A 24,134-nucleotide genomic window follows, 5' to 3' on the forward strand; every position below is an offset into this window, starting at 1 on the left:
CTTGCCTCGACCATAAATCCTATTACTTTCCATCTAAACAGCTTAACCTTTAATGGCTCCAACCAATGCGCCTTTCACGAAATATTTTTGCAGGAAAGGATACACCAGCAGGATAGGGATCGTTGCTACGACGATCGTCGCATGCTTCAGCGTCTCCGATAGCATCGCAATATCGTTTGCACTCGATCCCGTCGCCATATTGCTCGCTTCATTTTGCAGCAAAATCTCTCTTAGAATCAGCTGCAACGGATATAATGAACGGTCTCTCAAGAAAATCATCGCATTAAACCAAGAGTTCCAGTGGCTTACTCCGTAGTACAACAGCATCACGGCAATAACCGGCATCGATAGAGGCAGAATGATCCGGAATAAGATGACGAATTCGTTCGCTCCGTCCATTTTGGCCGACTCCTCCAAGCTATCCGGGATAGCTTCAAAGGAGGTTTTCATAATGATTAGATTGAAGGTGCTGATCGCTTGCGGAATAATCAAGGACCATAACGTATTCGTAATGCCCAATCCCTTAACCGTTAAATAGAATGGGATGAGTCCACCATTAAAAAACATTGTAAACACGATAAATAACATGATCGGCTTGCGGAACTTCAAACATTTGCGCGACAGTGCATAAGCCCCTAGTGAAGTGAAAAAGATGTTAAAGGCCAAGCCGACAATGACAACGAACAACGTGTTCCCATAGCCTTTTAGAATCATTGGGTTATCAAATACCATCTTATAGGCATCCAAATTAAACCCAAGCGGTTTCAGCAGAAATCCTCTGTGGGCCATATATTCGCCAGGGTCGCTTAACGAAGCGAAAATGACGTAGATTAACGGATAAATCGTTGCTATCATCAACAAGGTAAGGAAAGCAGCGTTACTCCACTCAAAGGCGATCTCACCTAACTTTTTTCGATATGGCATATTCAAGCCCTCCCCTTACCATAAGCTCGTCTCGTTGAGCTTGCGGCTTAACCAGTTCGAAAAAATGACCAATGTGAAATTAATAACCGAGTTAAACAAACCGACAGCGGAGCTGAAGCTGTAGTTCATTTCCTGCAGACCGATACGGTACACATAAGATCCGATAACATCGGCGGTTTCGTAGGTCGACGGATTATAGAGTAGAATAATCTTTTCCGAACCAACGTTCATCAGCCTGCCGATATCCAGAATAATAAGGATCACGATCGTCGGCATGATGCCCGGAAGCGTAATATGCAGCATTTGCTTCCATCTGCCTGCGCCATCAATTTTAGCAGCCTCATACTGCTCAGGGTCGATCCCTGTCAGTGCAGCTAAATAAATAATCGTTCCCCAGCCGATGTGCTGCCAGACCCCGGATGAAATGAACAACGTCCGGAAATATTCAGGCTCCAGCAAAAGGGAGAATCGCTCCCCTCCGAAATAGGCGATCACATCGTTGACGATTCCTGAGCTGGAAGTGAATTCCTTGATCATCCCGCAGACGACGACCAGCGATATAAAATGCGGCATATACGTAACGGTTTGCACCGTTCTTTTAAACAAGGAGGAACGGATTTCATTCAGCAGCAGCGCTAATATGATCGGTGCCGGAAATCCGAATAAAAGCTCGTATAAGCTGATAAGGATCGTATTTTTTAATACCCGCCAAAAGTAAAGTCCTCCGAAAAAGCTTTGAAAGTGCTCCAGTCCTACCCATGGGCTGCCCCAAATGCCGAGCCGCGGCGAATAATCCTTGAATGCAATAATAGCGCCATACATAGGAACATAATGAAAGATGGCAAAGAACAAGACAACCGGTATTAGCATTAAGTAAAGCAGTTTATTTTTCCGAATATCCCCAAGCCATTCTATAGCTAAGTTCCTTTTTGCCGCGTAGGGAACTATGTTAGGTTTGGTGACTGTTTTGGTGCTCATCCTCATTCCCTCTCTCTGGTTGTAGTTAGAAGAGAATCGGCAGTCAGGACTGCCGGATTCCCCTCCATTAGCATACAAAATTAACGTTTGTTATAACGATCGAGTGCATCTTGATATATTTTGACCGCACGCTCAATGCCAAGCTTCTTGATCTGAGCCACATACGTATCGTAATTATCGAGCGGTTCTTTACCGACCACGAATTTGACGAACATTTCTTCTTTATAGTTGGTTACGTCATTAATGATTTTGCCGAGTTCCTTGCTCTCCTCGATAGTCGGAGTCAGGAATAACGGAATCGTGTGCTTCTCCGCATCCGTAGCTCCCCAAATTGCCGGAGCCTCGTCCTGCTGCTTATATGAATTCCAGCTTCTACGTTCATCCGCTTCATAAGGACCATTCGGCTTCGTATACTGCGCAATCATTTGCTGCAGGTTGTACTTATCGTTCTTCACAATTTTATCCGTATATTTAGGAATGCCTTTATCCATCGTATAGCTGTCGCCTTCGATACCGAAGTTAAAGAGCAGCCCGCCTTTTTCGCTGTAAGCGTAATCGAGCCACTTGGCAACCAATTCTGGATTTTTGGCGCCTGTAGTGATTGCTTTGCTCGCTCCAGGACTGTATTTGAAATCACGATGCCCGGTGAACGGCGTCTCGCCCTTTTTAAGCGATGGATAGGGTGCTGCTACCAGATTGTATTTAGGGTCCTTCCCTTTCATCGTATCCAGCCATTTACCCAAGCCGCCGCTTTGCAGACCGACAGTTGCTCCGGTTTGTCCGCTTAGCATTTTGGTATCCAGCGCTTTGCCATCCGTCAACGCAAAATCCTTATCAAACAGCCCTTCCGCATACCATTTACGCAGCAATGCCAAAGCATCCTTGTACTGAGGATCGATAGGACCGAATTTCACTTTGCCCTGATCGTCCAAGTAGAACGTGTTGGATGTTTTGTAGGCACCGATGAAGGCATCACGCATCTCCAGATTGCCGTTCACATACGTGACGGATAAAGGAGCGGTCGCACCCTTCTTCTCTTTGAATGCTTTCAGTACTGTTTCCCACTCATCTACGGTCGTCGGCATTTGAAGTCCAAGTTCATCAAGCCAGTCCTTCCGGATAATCGGACCGCGGAATACAAGACCGGACGGGTTACGAATCATTGGAAATACATAGTATTTTCCGCTGTCCGTCTTGATCATTTTGTCGAGCTCTTTGTCCGCCTGCAGCTTCTTCTTCAAATTAGGAGCATACTTATCGATAATATCGTTCAATGGAACGATGACCTTATCGGCAATAGCCTTCTCAGGGCCGCCCGGATAAGAACCTGCGCTTCGGCCGGTCCAATCGTACTCCACCATATCAGGCAGCTCATTGGATGCAATCATCAGATTGAATTGTTCTTTAGTTTGATTGTCGGACGGGTGAATATATTTCACCTTTACCCCTGTTTCCTTCTCCAGCTGCTTGCCGAAAGGCAGATCAGTCAAATTGGGTGCGAAGGTGGTGGCGTTATTATTCAGACTCTCCCAAGAGGTAAGTCCCTCGGTCGTCTGCAGCGGGTACGTGCTACCTAAGCCAGCTTGCCCTTTCGCCGGGTCCTTTCCTCCGCTTCCGTTACTATCGGTTGCCGACTTGCTGCAGCCTGCCAGAACTAATCCACCTGCTAAGCTTATGGCAAGTCCAACACCGACAACTTTTTTTACTGATTGATGTTTACGGCTCATTTAAATCCCCCTGTTCCTACTTTTCACATTATCAATGAAACTTATGGAGTGCACTCATGGCCTCATTATGCTACGCCCCAGGCCATATGACTATCTTCAAAAAATGAAATCATCACTAAAATCGTTACTTCCGTATCGGTACTTTAGCCATTGCTCTGCAAATTATAAACAATTATGTTGAACAAGCTTATTGAGTTAGTTTAGAGCGTTAGGGCCTACATCTTCGACAGTGAGGGGCTTGCGTGTCGAAGGCGCTTGGGAAACCTCGTCAGCTCCCACATCAGGAACGAGCCGTTCCTGTCCGTCCATATCCTCTTCAACGTAAGGATATGGGATAACTGCGGAATCGACAGCCGGGCTTAAGTGAGATAGCTTGTATAATCCTCCATACTGAATCAGCAGAGGATCCACTTCCTGAATTTCACTTTCCGTTCGGGAAGAATTCGACATGGTCGCACCGAATCCGATATTTCCTTCAAATACCGTATTAGAAGGCTTCAACTCGTTATACAGAATCCCCTTTGTATTGACGACCAGGTTATTCGCCACTCGGCTGTCCACCGGAGCCATCGGATCTCTGCGTCCTATCACAATGCCTGTAGTACAGTTCACAATGGTATTGTGAACCGCCTCTGCACGATAAACCTTCCAGTGCTTGCGCAGCTGCTCAACGGTAGGGCTTGGCGGGTTCCCTTCCGTTCCCCCGTCAAAGTTACCACCGTCAATATTAATGGCGTCAAAGGTTAAGCCATCGAAATAGTTGTTAAAAATTTTATGATCGTTCCCGTATATACGAAAACCGCCCACGCCCTCTTTAACACCGTCCCCTAGAAAAAAGTTGCCGTAGAAACGGTTGTTATGCCCGTGCCTTGCCGTTACTTGTCCCTGACAATGGCGAAACGTGTTGTAACGAATCTGATTGCTGCAGCTCTTGACCGACATGACTTCAGGATCACCGTCGCAGCGCTCGAACAAGTTATGCTGCACCTTGATATATCCATGAGACATCGAGACAAAGGAAAGGCCGAGCCGAATCACTTCCAATCCATTGGGAATGCGCGGTCCTACATCGTGAAAATAGTTATATTCGATCACATCGTATTGCGATATTTGCTTGCCGTCTCCATCATAGACGATGACGGGACCGTGACTCGATTTAGGCCCGAATTCATTATAAGCAATCCGGTTATGATGACTGCCGGCTCCCTTTACCGCTAAGTAATGTACTTCCGAGCCGTCATCCTTTAAAGCGAAGGTGTTGCGGATAATCGTCATTGTATGGGATCCGTCCAATAGAACGGCTTGATTTCCATGGTTAGTAAACTGCAGGCCTTCCACTTGAATGTACGAGCATTGTTTGAATTGAAAAAAGGCTTCCCCTGTAATAGTCGCTTTTCCCTGATTCTTAGCTTTTATCGTAATTGGATGTGCGGCGGTTCCATGCACGTCCTCCATGGTAAAAGGTCCTTGTTTCGTGTAGCTGCCGTCCTCGAGCTCAATCGTTGTTCCCGCTGTTGCTGAAGCAAGTGCCGCCTCAAGCTCCTCTGAATGAGTCACGCTAACATTATGCTGGGTGTTCCCGGTTGTTGTCATATGAAAATCATCTCCGAATTCGATTATTAGTATGGCTGAAAAAGCGAAAGGGGAGAGTCGCCCCTCCCCCGGTTATCAACGCTAGCGTTAAGGTGTTACTGGTCCTACATCAGCTGTAGTCAATGGTTTGCGGGCAATGGAAGCCGTTGAATATTCATCTGCTCCAATGTCGTTAATGCCCGAACGAGTCTCACCGTCCATATCTTCCGTTACATAAGTGAACGTTCCACCAGATGAATTAATTGCCTGCGTACTTGTCGATGAAAGCTTCTTCAGCATCAGCGGGTTGGATGTCGTACCTTCATTCACATCAACCATAGCAGGATCTACATTCTTTACCTGAGCGTTCGTCGCACTGAAGTTGCTTTTGGAACTGCCGAAACCGATGTTGTTCACATATTGGGTGTTAACAGCTGCGGTACCCAAGTTGTACATAGGCGTACTATTAATGCCTACCATGAGGTTATTAGCTATTTTCACATCTTGCGGAGCGTAATTCGGCGTTCTTGTTTTCATCCCGACATTAATGCCGCTAGTACTGTTAACAATCGTGTTGTTGACGATTTCCGCACGGTACACTTTCCAATGCTTTGTCAAATCATCCTTGGTAGGATTGGTGCTGTATCCATCGGAGCCTCCATCATAATCACCCGTATCGACGTTGATGGCATCCATAGTCAGACCCGACATATAGTTGTTATAAATTTTGTGGTCATTTCCGTAAATGCGGAAGCCACCCACCTTGGCTTTTACACCATCACCAAAAATGAAATTGCCGTAATAACTGTTCGCATGACCATGTCGAGCCGTCATCTGCCCTCGGGAGTTTTTTACCGTATTGTACCTTACCGTATTATGGCTGCTTTTGACGGAGATGACTTCGTCGTCGTTATCCGTATTTTCGAATAAGTTGTACTGAACGGTAGCGAAGCCGTCCGACATGGACAAACCGGATAAACCGACGCGAATATTTTCACCGCCGTTGTCCGTAATGTAGCTCCAGTCATGAAAATAATTGTACTCAATCGTATCGTACTGGGAGACTTGGGTGCCGGCACCATCGACGGATATCATCTGCCCTAACCCGTTACGGGGACCAAATTCATTGTGGTCTATCTGGTTATGATGGCTGTTAGCTCCAGTAAGCTCCACCCATTTGACCAAGGTGTTAGGATCGCTCTGCTGCAGCTTGAAGAGGTTGTTTGTAAGACGGATATTGTTGCTCCCGTTCAACGATATGCCCGGAGTTAGCGCGGTGCTTGTGAGCTTCAACCCTATAAATACAATATAAGAGGAAGTATTGACCCGGAAGCTGCCGGATATGACGGCTTGCCCTTGATTAGCGGCACGAATCGTAATCGGCTGGCTGCTGGTGCCATTTTTACTTGAAATAACGAATCGTCCGGGTACGACTGGACTCTCCGTATTGCTGGAATTGGAATAAGTGCCATTGGCCAATACGATCTCTGTTCCAGCCGTCGCATTGTTCAGTGCAGTCACCAATTGTGCAGAAGTTGAAACGTTCACTACATTCGAGCCTGACGCAGCTTCCCCGTAGATTTCGACCTCCGTATAGCTGTTCCACGCACTGGCAGAGTTCATATGGCCGATAATGCGCACATAGCGCGCCGAGTTCACATCCGTGAAGTCGAACGTTTGCAGGCTTGAATTTAAGGCGCTCGTTACGTTGGACGAAGCCGTAGTGAACGTCGTTCCGTCCGTTGACGTTTTAATATCGAAATTAAAGGTTCGCGTGTCTCCGCTTTGGAATGCGATTTTGACATATGCGACCTTTTTATTGGAACCCAAGTCGTATTGTATCCATTGATTATCTCCGCTTGCCGACCAGCGTGTCGCCAGATTCCCATCAACCGTATTGCCTGGTACATTGCCATCATCCATACTCGCGGTTACGGCAGAAGCGGCAATCGAGAATTTGGCATCGGCTGCGTATCCCATACCTGGAATTAACACGGTCATCAGAACCAAGCACAAGCAGAGTGACCACAATCTTCTTTTCAACATTAAGTAAGCACCGTCCTTTGTTTGTCATTTTTCAATTCGTCTGCATCAAAAAATACAAAAAGGAAGCGTTATCAAAACATCGCCTTTTTTCCTGGATCAACCTCCTTTAACGACATGAATGGATTTGAGTGCGCACTCACATTATTATGAACACCCAGCAGCGGATCAAAGTAAATCTTGAAAAAGTAAAATGATCATTAAAATACAAACTTGGAGCATCAAATATTGAAAAAGTGTACAAATATACAGCAGAGCCGCAAAAGCATTGCTTTTGAACGGCTCTGCTGAGGAAACATCCTTACTGCGGAGGTGTCTTGGTATACTTCCCGGGCGTAATGCCCTCGAACTTTTTAAAAATGCGCAAAAACGTATTGACGTCACTGTAACCGACTTTGCCGGCTACTTCGTTAACCGTATATTTCTGCTCATTCAGCAGCTTCTTAGCTTCTTCCAAGCGAGTCTTGTTAATGAAATCAAGCAGAGCTTCGCCCGTATATTCCTTAAACAGCCGTGACACATAAGAAGGAGTGAGGTCGAAGGCACCTCCGATCATCGAAATGTTCAAGCTCTCCTCATTATAGTGCTCCTTCACATACTCCTGAATTTGCTCTACAAAATGCTTGTGATGATTTTTCTTATCTTCGTTAATGTATTCACACACCTGAAGCAGCACGTTATTAATATGAACCTTCATTTCCTTAATCGTTTCGCAGCCCATCAGACGGTCAATCAAATCGGCTTGATCGAAAAATTCCTTACGACTGCTTGCGTTCACTTCATCAATTGTCTTCAGCATGGTGCTGACCAAATCGAACATGAGGCATTTGGCCAATCGAACCGGCATGGAGATACCGGACACATTTTTCTCGAATATTTGCTCTAGGAGCTCCTGAGCTTTATCCACGTTACCTGTTTTAATAAAATATATGAATTGCTGCTCAACATGAAGCGGGTAATCGTAAGTACGTCTTGTCCGCTCTGCGTCATTATCCTTCAGCTCCTCATAGGAGATGATCTCGCCGCTTCCCATAACAATCCTGTACTCCATCGCTTCCATCGCCTCTTGATAAGCCTGAGCAATACCCATCAGCTCTTCCTGCACCCCACTGATCGCTACCGTTAATTCAGCATGGATATGTTCCTTAATAAAAGCTTTGGCGCTGTCCGCTATTCGCTGAAGCTCCACTCGCGAATCCCGCTCGGCTGTGTTCATGTTAATAATGCAGGCGAGAACATCATCCATCTCAACGGTATAGGCCGGATTCTCAGCCCCTGCCAGCTCCTCAATAACGTTCGTAATGACAAAATACAGCGTCTGCGCTTTATGATCGATCCGCGGCTGCTCCGAGGAGTCGTTGAACTTGCCGTAATTCTCAACGTGAAACAGCAGCACGGCAAACTGGTTCGATCGCAGCACAATATCGTGAGCAGCCAACGATTCATGAAGCGGTACCCCTCCGCCGGTCTGCCCCTTCAGCAATCTCCGCAAAAAGTGGGAACGAATCGCATTATGATGCTGCTTGAGCCGCCGGTATACTTCTTCTTTTTCGGCAAACGTATTATTCATCGCGGCTTGAAAAAATACATATTCATTGGAGCCGATATCGAAGGCGACCCCTGCTTTCTTCGACAAACTCTCAATTAACGTACGGATAGGCAAATAATTCTTTCTCAAAAACAAGTACGTCACAATGCCCCCGAACAAGAAACACAAAAACACGCTCCATAACGTCACTGTCTTCACAAAATCCATTTTTTCCGAGTAAACGTCCGCCGGAATGAGAGATACATATTTCCAGCCGGTTACATCGGAGGTTGTGTACGAAAGCGCGAGCTTCCGCCCGTCGGCACCTTTTTCGTAAAATAGCCCTTTTGCCCCAGTGAGCATGTCGTATTGCAGATCGGAAGGAATGTCCTGCTCACCTACATTGGTCGCCACCACCCGATTCTGTTTATCCATAATGAGTACAGAGGCGTTCGCCTGCGGAGGGATCGTCTCTAACAGCTTGGAGTCTTTCATAACGAACATGATGACTGCCCCCGATGAATCCGGAAAGTCACCGAGTATCGTCCTTGCATACATGACGGACTTCTCAACTCCCTTATCCGTCCAGTTGAGTACGGGAGTATAGCCCTGGATATATTTTTGGGCGAAATAGTCTGACCATTCTTCATACTTCGTATCCTTCGTCTGCCGAAGCACCGAATATAAGGTCTCGCTGTTCATGCGGTTATATGAAGACAGCACCGTATTGCTGTTCCTATAATAAACGTATAATTGACTTATGAAATCATTAGCCATCTTAAAGATCCTAACGTCCCCTGCTATGCCGAACAGCTGAAAATGATCTTCGTCCGTCAACGGCGCACTCACATTAATAAAGCTTGTCACCTTTTTGTTGTAAGCGATTTCTAAAGTCAGCTGTTCCAAGCTCTTCAGCTTGCTATCGATAGCTTGTTCGATCTGGGTCAGCAGCAGCTCGTTCGAACGATTCACTTCATTCTCTACAATACGAAGTGTAGCTATATAAATGATAACACTAATAATTATAGGGACTAGCAGAACAGAAATATAGGAGATGAGCCATGTCGTCATAACGCTGCGGCTGTTGAATCGGATTCTTTTCATCATGGCTAGTTACCCCCGGTGTCCCATTATAAATATTCAATAATCTTACTTGAACAATTGGATAAAACTTCACTTTTCATTATATAGAAAAAACAGCATGAACGCATTCTCTATCTTCACGACTATACGGAAAAAATTCACCTCTGACGATTTCAACTATTGCACCCATTTTTCTCCGCCATTCTCTGCAAATCACTCACCATCAACCAAGCTCACGTATTGACTATTGTCTATGAGCAAGCCTATAATGTAAATTATTAAGACATTTAAACTATTAAAATATATAAACTAAAATCGGAAGGTGGAATTCACAATGAAATTAGAGCAAAAAGTAGCTATTATAACCGGCGGTGCATCCGGCATTGGCAGAGGAATGGCTCTTGCCATGGCTAAAGAAGGAGCCTACGTAGTCATTGTGGATATTAGTGAGGAGAAAGGCGCGGCAACAGAGAAAGAACTAAATGAAATTAGCCGCGGCAAATTCATTAAAGCTGATATATCCGATAGAGATGAAATTAAACGAATCGTAAGCGAGACGGTGCAAACGTTCGGCAAAATAAATATTTTAGTGAATAACGCTCATGCCTCCAAGCAAATACTGTTTACAGAAACGAAGCCTGAGGATTTGGCCCTTTCCTTCAACACCGGGTTTTATCCTACCTTCAACTTAATGCAGGAATGCTTCCCTTACTTGAAAGAAACCAAGGGAAGTGTCATCAACTTCGCATCTGGAGCCGGCTTGACAGGAATGGTCACCCAAGCCTCCTATGCGGCAGCCAAAGAAGCGATTCGCGGACTTTCCCGAGTCGTCGCTAATGAATGGGGTCAGTACCAAATCAATGTGAACTTGATTAGCCCTATCGCCCTCTCCCCAGGCGTTGAGCAGTGGAGAGAGCATTTCCCTGCGGCATACGAAGAGACTGTGAACAAAATCCCTTTAAAACGCATGGGAGATTGCGAACAGGATATCGGCCGTGTTGCTGTCTTCTTGGCTAGTGAAGACTCCAGCTTCATCACCGGGCAAACCATTATGGTTGACGGCGGCTCTGTTATGTTAAGATAAGGACAGGCGCATTCTATGCCTGACTTATACTCGACTGAGGTGGCCTTATTGCTGACTGGAAAGAAAAAAGAGCTGTCTCGTTTATATGCTCAACAAACTTCGGATTATGTAAATGAGTTCACTAAAATCATATGGAGCTACGATCTGACCGATTCCCAATATGCGTTGCTGCAAATTGTGAACCGGGAAGGCAAAAAGACTTGTTCCTACTTGGCCGATTCCCTCGGCGTCACTTTATCGGCTGTCACCAATCTTTCTAACAAGCTGGTGAAAAAAGGGTATATCGAGCGGATCATTCCGGAATCCGACAGAAGAACGACTCTGCTGCAAATCACGGAATCCGGTCAAGCCATTATGCAAAAGATGATCGATCGCTACACGGAAATTTCGGAAGGAATGTGGACAGGGTTTTCCGAGGAGGAAATGGAGCTGCTTATTGCGAGCTACCAGAAGTTGATTGCTAATATGGATCGAGAAAAGAAGTAGTAAAACTCTCTAAACAACCAGTACCCAAAAGACAGACAGCGGGGGGACCCTGTCTATCTTTTGGGTACTTTACATTAACGGAGCTATAGCAGAATGAACAATTAGACTTCTTGCTCCTGCTTAGCCTCAGGAACAGTATGGATAATCTCCCCTACGACAATTTGTGGATTCGCGAGAAGATTCAATACAGGGCATACCCGTTCTACCGCCTCATGAAGCTCAGCGATCGTTTGATCGGATTCAGGCGATACGATATGCAGCTTGTATTGTATATTGTGCGGATAGATTGGGATATCCTCATAGCCTGGCTTACCTGCCAGCGGATGCTGCTGTCCGGTTACTTCAACCTCCAGAGATTCCAGCTTCACGCCGCGCTCAGCCGCTTGAATCAGAGTGATGTGTGTCAAGCAGCTGCCCAGCACACCGAGCTGCAGCTCCGGAGAGCTCGGTCCAAGATCGTACCCTGCAAAATCTGGAGGGCTGTCGCTAATGATCTGAAAATCACGAATGCGGATTTCGCGAACACCGCTGCGACCTTTGGCTCTAACTTTCGCCCCGAAGCGGTGAGGTTCTAAATTCGGGTCGTTTTGTGCCTTTTCGCGTCTTGCAATGGAAGCTTCACGCTTCTCCAATAAATACTCATTCAATGTACTCATGTGTAAACACTCCTCTAATTTAAGTAAGATATAAAATGATGGCTTCGTAACTTCCTTATTCCAATGAGGTCAGGCCATATCCGATGAGTGAGCATCCGCAATTTTACCCAGCCTCACCTCCCTCAAAATGGATATTTTGATGATGGAGACGCTCTATGCGAATGGTGATGGCTTGTTCCTCTTGAGAAACAAGATCCAAATGCACGGATGAAGGTTCATCCAGCCTCTCATTTCGCTCGATTACGCTAATCTGCCAAAATGCAGGGATCGTTGCCTGAAGTAATGCGACGTTGCTCCTAGTCAACTTAAGCCCTTCCAAGGCTCCTTCGACTGCTTGGTAATCGACTTGCTCCTTTAAGCCAAAACGATAGCTTATATAATGAATCAGTCCTCGCACAGTCAAAAATTTGAACTCGTATCCGTCCAGGATAGCTTGTTTAAGCTCCTCCCTGTTCTCCTCGCCATATTGAGTCAATATGTCCCATGTCAGCTGCTCCGGGCCTAATTGCTGCAGTGCAGCTGTATCCTTGCGATGAATCACACTGATTAATGCTTCATCCGATAGCCCTCCTGCTCTTGCTATTTCTAGCCGGATCCCTACGGGCTGCGGCAGTCTTACTCTCGTTACCTTGGTCATATCAAGCACGCCTCCTCTAACCTCATGCTTCCTTTTGCAGCCTAAACCAAATGACAAGCGGCAAAGTGGCCTCCACCTAAATCACGGAATAAGGGCTCCTGTTCCCGACATACGGATGTGGCAATCGGGCATCTTGTATGAAACTTACAGCCTGACGGCGGATTTGCCGGACTCGGGATATCTCCTTTCAAGACAATTCGCTCCCGTCTTGCTGTGGGATTCGGTATCGGAACAGCGGACAGCAGCGCTTTCGTATACGGATGCTGAGGCCGGGTGAATAAGTCTTCCCGGGTGGCCATCTCAACAAGTGAGCCGAGATAAAGCACACCGATCGTGGAGCACAGGTGCTCAACCACACTCAAATCGTGCGAGATGAATAAGTAGGTCAGTTGTCTGCTTTCCTGCAGATCATGCAGCAAGTTGATAATTTGCGCCTGGATAGAAACGTCCAACGCCGAGACCGGCTCATCCGCCACTATGAATTCCGGATTCAAAATAATGGCTCTCGCGATCCCAATCCGCTGCCGTTGGCCGCCTGAAAATTCATGTGGAAATCGGTCGATATGATAGGGCGCCAAGCCGCAAAGGGACAGTACCTCCCGCACCCTCTCTCGCGCTTCAGCCTTCGTGGCAATCCCATGGTCCAGCAGCGCCTCTCCAATGGCGTCACCAATACGGATGCGTGGATGAAGCGACCCGTAAGGGTCTTGAAACACCATCTGCATCCGCGGACGGATACGGCGCAGCTCTGCGGGCGAAAGTCCGAACAGATCGATGCCATCAAAGGTTACTTCGCCCTCTGTTTTGTCCGACAGGCGCAGCAGCGTCCGGCCTATCGTACTTTTGCCGCTGCCCGACTCTCCTACAAGACCGAAGGTTTCGCCGCGCCGTATTGCCATATCGATACCGTCTACGGCTCTCACATCGCCTGTTTTCCCTCCAAAAATGCCCTTGTGAATCGGAAAATACGTTTTTAAGCCTTTAACCTGAACCAACGGTTCGGACATGCGGTATCGCCTCCTCATAAAGCCAGCATGCGATTTGATGACCATCCTCCGCATCACGTAAAGGTGGCTGTTTCGTACGGCATATGTCCATGCAGTGTTCGCACCTGTCGCTGAAATAGCAGGCATCCCCTAATCCTACAGGGCTCGGCACTTGACCAGGAATGGAATATAACCGTTCCTGCCGCTGCCGGATAACCGGTCTGGACTTCAGTAAGCCCAGTGTATAAGGATGCTTCGGATGCTCGAACAGGGAGTGGACCGGTGCCTGCTCTATGACCTTGCCGCAGTACATGACGACTACATAATCAGCCATCTCCGCTACAACGCCAAGATCATGGGTGATGAGCAGAATCGACATGCTCCGCTCCTCCTTGATCTCCCGCAGCAGGTCTAAGATTTGCGCTTGTATCGTCACATCCAGCGCAGTCGTAGGCTCATCGGCAATAAGGAGCTTCGGGTTGCAGCAAAGGGCAATCGCGATCATTACTCGCTGAAGCATCCCCCCGCTCAGCTCATGCGGATAAGCGTCGACGATTTCCTTCGCCCGAGGAATACCGACCCGTTCAATCAGCTCTACCGCCCGGATACGTGCTATCTTTTTACTTAAACTTAAGTGTCGGATTAATGGCTCCATCAGCTGCTCTCCGATGGTCAGCACTGGATTCAGGGAAGACATTGGCTCCTGAAAAATCATCGCCAAATCCCGACCCCGCAGCCGATGAATTTCTTTCCTGCCCGCCTTCAATAAATCTTGATTTTCAAATAGGATGCGACCGCCCATTATTCGGCCCGGTGGCTCCTCAATCAGTCCCATCATCGATAGGGCCGTGACGCTTTTACCGCATCCTGACTCTCCTACCAGCGCCACCGTTTCCCCCTCATGAATGCGAAAGCTCACTCCATTGACCGATTGGACGATGCCTTCCTCGGTGTAGAAATACGTATGCAAGTCTTGAAATTGTGCCAATGTCCTCCGGGTCATGCTGGTTCACCTACCTTTTCATTCTGGGGTCTAACGCATCACGCAAGCCGTCGCCCAACAAATTAATCGCAATCACCGTTAGAAAAATTGCTGAACCCGGAGGAATCCACAGCCAAGGTCTCATCTGAAAATCAATCAGCGAATTGGCTGCCGCCATCATGTTGCCCCAGGAAGGAGTCGGCGGCACCACGCCTAAACCCAAGTAGCTTAGTACGGTCTCACTTAAGATCGCGCGAGCTACGCTCAGTGTCGCAACCACAATAATGATCGGTACTGCATTAAGCATCAGATGGACGATTTTGCGTCTGTCGCTGAGCCCCAAGGATTCAGCCGCCATCATATAGGGCCGTTCCCGAAACGATAAAATCTGGCTGCGCACCATCCTCGCCAAGGAGGGCCAAGCCATGAAGCTGATCATCAGCATCACCATATAGATGCGATATTCTGAAGGAACCTTCAGATCGGATAAAATGGCCCCGAGGATAATTAAAATTGGTATTTCCGGCACCGCCAGCAATATATCGGCCGTCCTCATCACCAGATGGTCGACAAACCCACGATAAAATCCGGCTAATGCACCAAGCAGAGAGCCGACTGCAACGGACAGTACCATCGATACAAGTCCGACAACAAGTGATATTCTTCCTGCCTGCATCAAGCGGGTGAGAACGTCTCTTCCCAGATTGTCGGTGCCCAACCAATGTGAAGCCGTCGGCGGCTTATTGATCAGTGATACGTTCACCTTCCCCATCGCATAATCCGAAAACAATGGACCTACGAAGCAGAACAAAAACATAGCCAGCAAAAACAATAACCCGGATACAGCCAGCTTATTTCGTTTTAGTCTCCGATAAGATGATCTCCATAGGGATGAAGAGACAGCCGCCTTCCCTGTCGGACTGACCTTCAAACGGGCATGGATCGCTTCCGATGATTCCAAAGCCATAAGCTCACTTCCTTTATTTTAGACGGATGCGTGGATCAGCCACGGCATACAACCAATCCGCAAGCAGGTTTCCTATCACCGTAAGTACCGCAAGGAACATCGTAAAGCCCATCAAAACCGTATAGTCTCGATTCGATATCGCCTCCATGTGAATGTACCCGACACCCGGCCATGTAAAAATCCGTTCGGTTATAATAGCTCCTGAAAACAAACCGGGAAGCTCCAGCCCCAGTAACGTAATGGCCGGCAGCAGAGCATTGCGCAAGGCATGCTTGTAAATGACGGTTCGTTCCTTCAAGCCTTTGGCTCTTGCGGTTCGAACGAAGTCCTGCTTGATCACATCAATCATGTTGGTGCGAAAATGGCGGGTCAATGATCCTACGCTGAGCACTGTCAGCACAGTTGTAGGAAGAATCATATGACGTATAATTTCCCAAAGGCGGGCATAGCCGGTTGTTTGACTGCCTGTGTCCAATATGCCTCCGATCGGAAGCCATCCAAGGTCTACAGCAAACCATTTGATCAGCAGCAAGCCGATGAAGAAAGAAGGAAACGACATCGCCCCGAATACGGCCAATGTAATCAACGAATCGTACCAAGAGTATTGCCTTGTTGCAGAGAACACACCGATGAATACGGCGATAACCCAAGTCAAAATTAAGGATATACCGGCAATCATGAATGAATTGAGAACGTACTCCTTCAAAACCGCCGCCACAGGCTGCTGATATTGCAGTGAATACCCGAAATCTCCTCTAAACGCATTCCCCAACCAAATGAAATAACGTTCCCACAACGGTTTATCCAAACCGTACATCGCTTTAAGCTCTGCCGCCCGCTCCGGTGTCAGCATGACATCTGAATCGACATAATCGCCGGGAGCCAGCGCAAAGATAAAGAAAATGATGATCGATGCGCCAATCACCGTAGGGATGAGATGCAGTACTCTTTTGACCATATATTGACGCATGACACCTGTTGCCTCCTTGCCGGTCGGCTCCTACTCACGGCTTAGGTCCGGTTACGGCGTTATTCAATCTTTAATTTGGGAATAGAACGGTTGAGGATGGACACCGGATCAGGATTAATCCCTTGAATACGGGCATTGTGCGCCGATAATATTTTCAAATACGACAGCAGCAGCACCGGTGGATCCTCCTTCAATTGTTTGTACAGATCGTGATAGATCGGAATTCGTTTATTCGTATCCAGCGTCTCGGTTCCCTGGTCAATCAATTGATCGACCTTCGGGTTCGAATAGCCGCTGACATTGTATTTGGTCTGGAAGCTTTTTACGCCGTCGTAAGGGTCCGAGAAATTGGTTGAAGTAAAGGAAGCTACGTCAAAATCGCCTTTTTTTCGTTTGGCAAGCAGCGCATTGAAATCAAGAATCTCCGCCTCAATGGCAACCCCGATGTCCTTGAAATTTTCTTTGGCCAAAGGAATCAGCACATCGTCGATGTTGTACCCCTTACGTCCCAAATATTGCAGCTTGAGCTTTTGCCCATCCTTCTCCCGAATACCGTCAGCACCGACCTTCCAGCCTGCTTCATCCAGAAGCTGCTTCGCTTTTTGCGGATCGAACGGATAAGGCGCTACCTCCTTTGTATAGGCCCACGATGCGGGGGATACGGGGACATTGGCGACTTCACCGAACCCTTGATACAAAATATCGGTAAACTTTTGCCTGTCCAGTCCGTAATATAATGCCTGCCTTACACGCTTATCCTTCAGGAATTTGCCTCCACTGTTAAAATCCAGATAGACGTAGGAGGTAGCTGTGAAGGTGTTGATATTGACAAATCCAAGTGCTTTCAGCTGATCGAAATTATCCCGGTTCGCCGTAAATCGGTCGTAATCCGTTTCCCCTACTTTGATATATTGAAGATTCGTATCGTTGTTCGTAATTTTAAAAATGAAGTTGTCTACGGGCGGCTTCCCTGTATAATAATTCGGATTCGCCGTAAAACGGACTTCCTGACCTTTGATAAATTTATCGAACTTATAAGGACCTGCCCCAAGCGGCTTGTCGTGAAGCGTCTTAATATAATCCAGATTGCCTTGCTTGTACTCTTTGCCGTAATAAGCTTTGGACAATACCTCACCGCCGAGCAGCGGAAGCGCCAGAGTAGTGACCTTCTCCGTCGTAATTTGAATCGTCTGCGGATCGATCACCTTAATCCCTTCAACGGTATCCTCTTTTTTCTCTTTGTAGGCAACTCCACCCTTAATGTTGGCTTGTGAAATATCGACTCTTCCGTCATAAGCAGGATCGTGCAGCAAGGTCAAAGTGAAGGCTACATCCTCCGCTGTCAACGGTGTACCATCGCTGAACTTCAGATTAGGTCTCAAGCGGAAAGTATAGGTCAGTTGGTCCGCGCTCGTGTCCCACTTCTCAGCCAGCTCCGGAATCGGCTTGCCGGTTTCGTCTTTAGTGATCAAAGAGGCGAACAAGACGCCTGTGACATTGCCATCCCAGCCGTTCTGATAAAAATAGGGATTAAAGACTCCTTCTGGCGTTTGCGTTCCTGATATGAATGTTGTTGTTCTTTTTTTAGCCGTCTCGGGATTTTTGGACACATCCGACGCTTTGACCAGTCCGTCTTTAATATTATTTAGACCAGCCTCGTTCTTCCCTTCCGCCTTCTCTGCCGTGTCCGGCCCCGTAGCTGATTGATTCCCGCCACATGCTGATAACAGCAGCGCCAACGCTAATACCGACACGCTTGCTTTCATCCATTTCCTCTTCATCTCTGATCCCCTGCTTTCATTGTCATAGAAGCATTAAATGCATATTATACATAGTAAAATAGTCGGAATAATAAGATGAACCATCCACTTATGGTCTCCAGGGTACGCTTAATAGACCAACCGTTCCCATCAGTCGGTCTCCGTTTGTTACGGTAGACTCCTCTTACCATTGAAATTATGTATCGATACCTAAGCTAACATCCAAAACAAAAAAGGAGACCAACAACAATCGTTAGTCTCCGTCTGTACGGTAGATATCAAAGTATTCTTATGTGATTTATATGCTATCATCGTCTGCTACATCTGTCAACCATTTTGTAGGCCTATCCAGAAAACACCGCCATCTCACTATAGCTATTCCATGCGTTCACGGAATTTCCGTACCCGGTCACCCTAATGTAACGGGCCTGCTCCTGAGCAAAACCGAAGTACTCCATATTGGATGAGGTACCGCTGCTAACACCATTCTGTACTTTCTCCCAAGTCTGACCGTCCTGCGATATGGCGATATCTAAGTTAAAATATCGCGTAGTCCCATTGTAAAAAGCAATGCCAAGGCCACTAACTGGCTTCTGGCTGCCCAAATCAAGTTGAATCCAAGGAGTGTTATCGGCAGACCAGCGTGTATTCATATCGCCGTCAATCGCCCTCTCTTCACCATTGCCTTCCTGGGCTGAGCTAGCTGTAACCCCTTGAACGGCAAGCTGAGTATAGTTAGCAGGTTTGGTTAGAACCGATTGCGCATTGAATTGGACCCTGTACTGCTGCGAGCGATTTGTATAAGCTGCATCTGTTACCGTTATAACAACAGGGCTCGGCGAGTATACATCTTGTGCTACGCTCACTTGATCTCCAGCTTTAGCGGAAGTCGCGTTCACAACCGGATAATTCTGCGTTCCGAAAGGAACATTGACCGCATAGCTGTAGCTATTTTTATTAAAGCCCGACAAAGGCTGCCCGTTCAGCGTGATTTGCGAGAGCTGAGGAAGTGTTTGAATTTCCCCGTCCGCAATACTCCAACTACTTAGAGGAACATAAGACGCTGCTCCGGGTACATTCTCTCCAGCAGCCAATGGCGTCAGTTGAATAGCCATATTGAGGTCTTGCACGCCAGTGAGCTCAAGTGCCAGCTTGCGAATGCCGGTATTCGGGTCTTGCCCTGACGGATTTGGCGACATCGGAAGCGGCTTGGCGTCCGTTACTTTAAAGGTTGCACCCGCAGGAGCCTGACCGGAGAAGCTCATCGTCACGCCGAGACGCTTGCCGTTTTGAGTCAGAATAGCGGATTTACCATCCGCAGCGACTGCAATGTCGGCTTTGGTATGCATGAACCACCATACCGTCGAAGGAGTCTTGGTATGAATTTCATCCTGCACCGTTAAGGTGCTGCGGTTATCACCGAACATAAGGCCTCTCTTGGCCGTTGTGGCGTTTTTAGCGTACGCCGGTGTCATATCTACAACAGCTAGCCCGCCCTTTGGCTTAGATTCGTACCTTTCAATGGAGCTGAACGCATACTGGTCCTGCTCGAAAGTTCCATCCGGATTGATCACAAGCGTATTATGGCCTTCCGGCATGAGCCGGTAATATTTGAAGCGTTGGTTGTCGTAATCAAAATAGTTAGGCAAGTTATAATCATCACTTCCAAGATCCATAGCCCATTGTACCCCATCCGCCTCAAATACGAAGTTACCAACATCGGAATGCGCGTGGCTGGAGTTGCCTTTCCCTCCCATAATTCCGGCGAATTTAGCCGATGTATCGTTCCATTTACTGCGGAAGGTAGCCAGCTCCGTATTGCGGAAATATTGATCTAACGGGATCGATACATTCATGTTAAGCAAGCTTGGATCATACCAGAGCAAATCGTATACTCCGCCTGCCTGTTTCGCTTCCTGCATCAGAAGCAGGCGCAGACCTGCTACATCGGCATTGTTAAGCTGCTTCGCCATCCAGAACAGCTCCGGCGCCCGTATTTTAAAGCTGTTCGAATCTCCGAAGTTAAACGAACCTTGAGGACTGAGCACATAATTGATAAAGTAAGCCGTTTTGTAAAAACCGGGCGTTTCCGTGTGTCCGTAAGTTTGGCCTAGTGCGGTTTGCATGGCCGACATATAGGTCACCAAATACTCCACGGTGTATCGCCAATAGCCGGGACCTTCGCTCCAGCCCCCATCCGGATTAAACTCCAGCAAAATAAAATCTTCAAGCGAACGAAGCGATTTCGCTGTAATTTCTCCTGCGACGGCTTCCTCTTCATCTCCAATAGCAAGTGCTCCAAGGATAATCCCGCCGTTGCACACGGCGTTCCAGTTACTTATTTTCTCGTTATCCGACAAGCTGACCCACCAAGCGTTATTGTTATGTGCGGCAATGGCTTTGGCAAGACCCTTATCGCGGATAGCCGTACGGATCAAGTCCCTTTGCTGCTGCGTTAAATAATTGTACAGCCAGTCGTATCCGATGGCCATGCCAGCGGTCAGCTCTGAGGTGTTCAGAAATTCATTCTGCTCATTCCAGTTCGGGATCGAAGCCGCTTTGAGCATTTCATCGATTGCCCGCTGCGCATACTTGGTCTCTCCGCTTAGCAAATACATCAGCGCCGTCTTCTCGATAAAAGGTCGCGCATCCTTGGCGGAATCCATCCGCCTGCCATCAGGCAAATCGTATATACCTACCGGGGTAGTTAGAACAGTGTCTGCGCTTTTCCGTAAATCGCTGTACCATTTGGATAAGTTGCTATCGGTTTGAATTTGAGCTTGCAGCGCAGCAATCCGGTCCGGCGTAACGAACAAACGCGGATGCTGTTGGTTCGGGTTCTGCTGCTTCAGATCGGCAATAATCTCCGCTGCTGATGGACGATCGTAGACAATGCGGCGGATCGCCTCCTTCGTCAGCTTCGACAGCTCGCTGCTGTCGGGAAGCGGATTGGTGGTGCTCACCAGCACCAAATCATCATGGGTTAATACGTGTTGACCCATAGACTTAGAGAACAGATCGGGAGATACGTACAGTGTCGTCCCATTGAGCCGCAGTGGAGCATCCAGCACGACCGTATTAGTACCACCTGTTACATTGGAGCTGCCAACGGTTAACATAATTGCGCTGCCCAGCACCCCGGATTTTGGCCCGAGTGTAACGGTGCCTGCTGACGCATTCCAACTGTACGGAACGCCTAATTGCTCTGCTGCAAACTGCAGTGGGATCAGCACTTGACCGTTTTCTGCTTGAGGCTTAACCGTTGGATCGGAGGCACTCAACGGCTTACGCTGTAAATAGGAGTAGGCATCCGGGAATCCCTCCAGGAACGCAATCGATTGCTTCAGCCTAGCCTGAGCATAGGCATCATTCGCATTGCCTGTGCCAGGATCAGGGGTTTGAAAATAAGAATCGTCGAGCGGTACATCGCTTGCATACACGCGCACATCGTCCATCCAAAACTCGTTGGCTGTTCCCGTCTGCGACTTCGTGTAGCTTTTAAACGAGGCAATATCGTTAATTGTGGCAGAGTTGCTGTAGCTGCCATCCGATATTTTTTTCACTCCGTCTACATATACATCGATTTTCTTCGTCGCGTTCTTGACGATGACCGTCAGCTGATACCAAGTATCTGCCGCATAGCCGGTTCCTGCCAGCTTCGTACCTCCTGCGTACATATAACCGTCCGCTTTGAATTCCAGCAGCGCCGACTGGACGTTCGTACTTGACTTGATTTGTATTAGCGGACTATAAAACTTCGCATTGTTATATTTGACCTTCATCTCGATGGCTACATTGCCGGTAAGAGACGAACCGAATGTTTTGGTCAGCACCAAATCCGAGGCGGTCCCGCTGCGAAGATGCAGGCTTTTCCCCGTTCTTCCGGCGATTTCTTCTCCTGCAATCAGAGCACCTGAGGTAAGTCCGGAAGCCGACCATCCGGCAGGAGCCCCAGAACCGTGACTGTCAAAGTTGTCGTTCACATAAATAGCCGGCGATGTTCCATCGGCATAAGCAAGAGCGCTGCCTCCAACCCAAGCCGTATAAGACGTAAACCCACTCAGGATAAGCAGCGCTGTCAAAAAAAGCAGCAGCCCTTTGCCATATGCATTTATTTTCATTTTCATCAATAACACCTCTTTCGGTTTATAGGATAAATCCCACGGTAGGGTGTTCGTTCCTCCATTTCCTACGATCTGTTTTGCAGAAATGGGCGGTGTTGCTATTAGGTTGTAGTAAAACCGGAATACGCAAAAAGTGGCATTGGTGCACCGGTGGGGTATCCCCCTCCAGCCGCTGTTGTTATCGCTCTTCCAGGGGACCCCCCACCTATCGCCATGGCCATTTTTGACAACCTGGTTTCCCATAAACTTAAAGGCTAAACCGCCCCATTCTGCAAACGATCGTTTCTATTTCTTTTTAGCTTTCTCTGCTTCAATATCTTTGGCGAGCAGCTCGTTAGCCTCCCGAACAGCGGTGACACTGTCTTTTTGACCCCGGCCGATAAAGCCGAAGGCTTCGTTAAGACGCTTCCAGGCCAAATCGTTATACTCGGTCAGCGGAGCTGGAGCCGCATATTTTTTTGGGAAAATTGCGTTGATGTTTTTACCCTTGTACTTCGGCAGGTCCTGCGCAAACGTCTTCTTGATTTCAGGATTTTTCAATGAGGTTTCAATCCCCATTTTGGAACGCATCGTTTGGAATTCATCCGAAGTCAGCGCTTGAATGACATCCATAGCTTCTTCTTTATGCTTGCTCGTCTTACTGATGTAGATATAACCAGGGAAAGCTTGCGGACCTACGTCACCAAGCTCCTTGAAGTAAGGTAAGGAAACGTAATCCCAATTCAAATCATCCGGGAAGTTAATCGCCGCATTGGAGAAGTGCGACCACATCGCCAGTGTCTTATCCTTCCCGAACATATTGGACTGCGCTGTGGAAGCGAAGAAGCCCCCTGCGAGCGGCTTGCCGTCCGGAGACGGAATTAATTGATAGAAGCGTTTCAGGTTATCCAGAAAAGCCATCATTTTCGGATCATCGAACATCGGCTTCGACGTCTTAGGGTCCACGAATGGCGCGGAGAACTGATTCGTTTTCGAAATATGCTCCGGCGAAGCCAGGAAACCATAATATTGGGTGCCGTTATCGTTACGGGTCACTTGTTTAGCCAGATCGTAGATTTGGTCCCATGTCATGCCGTCCTTAGGATAAGGTACCCCGAACTTGTCGAAGATGTCCTTGTTATACATAATGACAGGGGAAGTATTGGACAGCGGAAGACCGTAAATGCCACCATTAGCGATTTCTTTTTGCTGATCGATGGTGAACGGCTCAAACCGGCTCAAATCCACGTTTTTCTGCTTGATCAGGTCGCTGATATCCATCTGGAATTCGTTGCGAATCAGATTAAGATGTGTATGACCTACCGAAAAAATCAGGACGTCGAATTGTTGACCGCCTGTAATTAGACCATCCATTGATTTGGAAGCAGGAACAGGAACAAATTTAGGAATAATGTTAGGATATTTTTGCTTAATATAATTGCCGTAATTGTTCATGAAGTCTTCTTCTTTCCAATCGGCGTTACCCGTTTGATAGAAGACCAGCTCCACAGGCTCCTTCTTGCCTGCCGCTGAAGAAGCTCCTTCCTGCTTACCACTGCTGCAGCCAGCCAATAAGCTTGCCGCTACTATAGATGCTACCGCTACCTTCCCTGAGCTTACAACCCACGATTTCATGTGGACACCCCTT

Annotated in this window: 17 protein-coding genes; 2 read left to right on the top strand and 15 right to left on the bottom strand. The window is 47.6% G+C overall.

Going from position 1 to position 24,134, the window contains the following annotated elements:
* Window positions 1–42: 42 nt before the first annotated feature.
* From BP97_RS0116750 to BP97_RS0116775, 6 genes are all read right to left on the bottom strand, one after another.
* Window positions 43–924, bottom strand: a complete 882-nt coding sequence (locus BP97_RS0116750; protein ID WP_028550124.1) for a carbohydrate ABC transporter permease — start codon at window positions 922–924, stop codon at window positions 43–45.
* A 15-nt stretch (window positions 925–939) separates the two neighbouring features.
* Window positions 940–1,902, bottom strand: coding sequence for an ABC transporter permease (locus BP97_RS0116755; protein WP_028550125.1), 963 nt, complete (start codon window positions 1,900–1,902; stop codon window positions 940–942).
* Window positions 1,903–1,982: 80 nt separating this feature from the next.
* Window positions 1,983–3,629, bottom strand: coding sequence for an extracellular solute-binding protein (locus BP97_RS0116760; protein WP_028550126.1), 1,647 nt, complete (start codon window positions 3,627–3,629; stop codon window positions 1,983–1,985).
* Window positions 3,630–3,824: 195 nt separating this feature from the next.
* Window positions 3,825–5,222, bottom strand: a complete 1,398-nt coding sequence (locus BP97_RS36615) for a polysaccharide lyase 6 family protein (RefSeq protein ID WP_051620665.1) — start codon at window positions 5,220–5,222, stop codon at window positions 3,825–3,827.
* Between the two features lie 87 nt (window positions 5,223–5,309).
* Window positions 5,310–7,247, bottom strand: coding sequence for a chondroitinase-B domain-containing protein (locus tag BP97_RS0116770; RefSeq protein ID WP_036746049.1), 1,938 nt, complete (start codon window positions 7,245–7,247; stop codon window positions 5,310–5,312).
* A gap of 298 nt (window positions 7,248–7,545) precedes the next feature.
* Window positions 7,546–9,879, bottom strand: coding sequence for a helix-turn-helix domain-containing protein (locus tag BP97_RS0116775; RefSeq protein ID WP_028550128.1), 2,334 nt, complete (start codon window positions 9,877–9,879; stop codon window positions 7,546–7,548).
* A 310-nt stretch (window positions 9,880–10,189) separates the two neighbouring features.
* Here BP97_RS0116775 and BP97_RS0116780 point away from each other — a divergent pair, with 310 nt between their 5' ends.
* Entirely contained in the window at window positions 10,190–10,939 is a 750-nt protein-coding gene (locus BP97_RS0116780) for an SDR family NAD(P)-dependent oxidoreductase (RefSeq protein WP_028550129.1), read from the top strand.
* 48 nt (window positions 10,940–10,987) lie between these two features.
* A complete protein-coding gene (locus BP97_RS0116785) occupies window positions 10,988–11,425 on the top strand; it encodes a MarR family winged helix-turn-helix transcriptional regulator (RefSeq protein ID WP_036746050.1) in 438 nt (145 codons plus the stop codon).
* Window positions 11,426–11,526: 101 nt separating this feature from the next.
* Here the strand turns inward: BP97_RS0116785 and BP97_RS0116790 are convergent, their stop codons facing one another.
* The 9 genes from BP97_RS0116790 to BP97_RS0116830 form a co-directional block, all read right to left on the bottom strand.
* A complete protein-coding gene (locus BP97_RS0116790; RefSeq protein ID WP_028550131.1) occupies window positions 11,527–12,081 on the bottom strand; it encodes an OsmC family protein in 555 nt (184 codons plus the stop codon).
* A 103-nt stretch (window positions 12,082–12,184) separates the two neighbouring features.
* Window positions 12,185–12,718, bottom strand: a complete 534-nt coding sequence (locus BP97_RS0116795) for a hypothetical protein (protein WP_028550132.1) — start codon at window positions 12,716–12,718, stop codon at window positions 12,185–12,187.
* A 41-nt stretch (window positions 12,719–12,759) separates the two neighbouring features.
* Window positions 12,760–13,725, bottom strand: coding sequence for an ABC transporter ATP-binding protein (locus tag BP97_RS0116800; protein WP_028550133.1), 966 nt, complete (start codon window positions 13,723–13,725; stop codon window positions 12,760–12,762).
* Complete coding sequence (locus BP97_RS0116805) at window positions 13,700–14,707, bottom strand: ABC transporter ATP-binding protein (RefSeq protein WP_028550134.1); 1,008 nt, start codon at window positions 14,705–14,707, stop codon at window positions 13,700–13,702. The genes BP97_RS0116800 and BP97_RS0116805 overlap by 26 nt, the downstream gene beginning before the upstream one ends.
* A gap of 10 nt (window positions 14,708–14,717) precedes the next feature.
* Entirely contained in the window at window positions 14,718–15,653 is a 936-nt protein-coding gene (opp4C, locus tag BP97_RS0116810; RefSeq protein ID WP_028550135.1) for an oligopeptide ABC transporter permease, read from the bottom strand.
* A gap of 13 nt (window positions 15,654–15,666) precedes the next feature.
* A complete protein-coding gene (locus tag BP97_RS0116815) occupies window positions 15,667–16,623 on the bottom strand; it encodes an ABC transporter permease (protein WP_028550136.1) in 957 nt (318 codons plus the stop codon).
* A 59-nt stretch (window positions 16,624–16,682) separates the two neighbouring features.
* Entirely contained in the window at window positions 16,683–18,404 is a 1,722-nt protein-coding gene (locus tag BP97_RS0116820) for an ABC transporter substrate-binding protein (RefSeq protein ID WP_028550137.1), read from the bottom strand.
* A gap of 323 nt (window positions 18,405–18,727) precedes the next feature.
* The gene (locus tag BP97_RS0116825; RefSeq protein WP_028550138.1) at window positions 18,728–22,510 is read right to left on the bottom strand and encodes a discoidin domain-containing protein; all 3,783 of its coding nucleotides are present in this window, start codon (window positions 22,508–22,510) and stop codon (window positions 18,728–18,730) included.
* Window positions 22,511–22,792: 282 nt separating this feature from the next.
* A complete protein-coding gene (locus BP97_RS0116830) occupies window positions 22,793–24,121 on the bottom strand; it encodes an ABC transporter substrate-binding protein (protein WP_028550139.1) in 1,329 nt (442 codons plus the stop codon).
* Window positions 24,122–24,134: the final 13 nt, after the last annotated feature.

Source organism: Paenibacillus sp. UNC451MF (assembly GCF_000686845.1).
GTDB lineage: Bacteria > Bacillota > Bacilli > Paenibacillales > NBRC-103111 > Paenibacillus_S.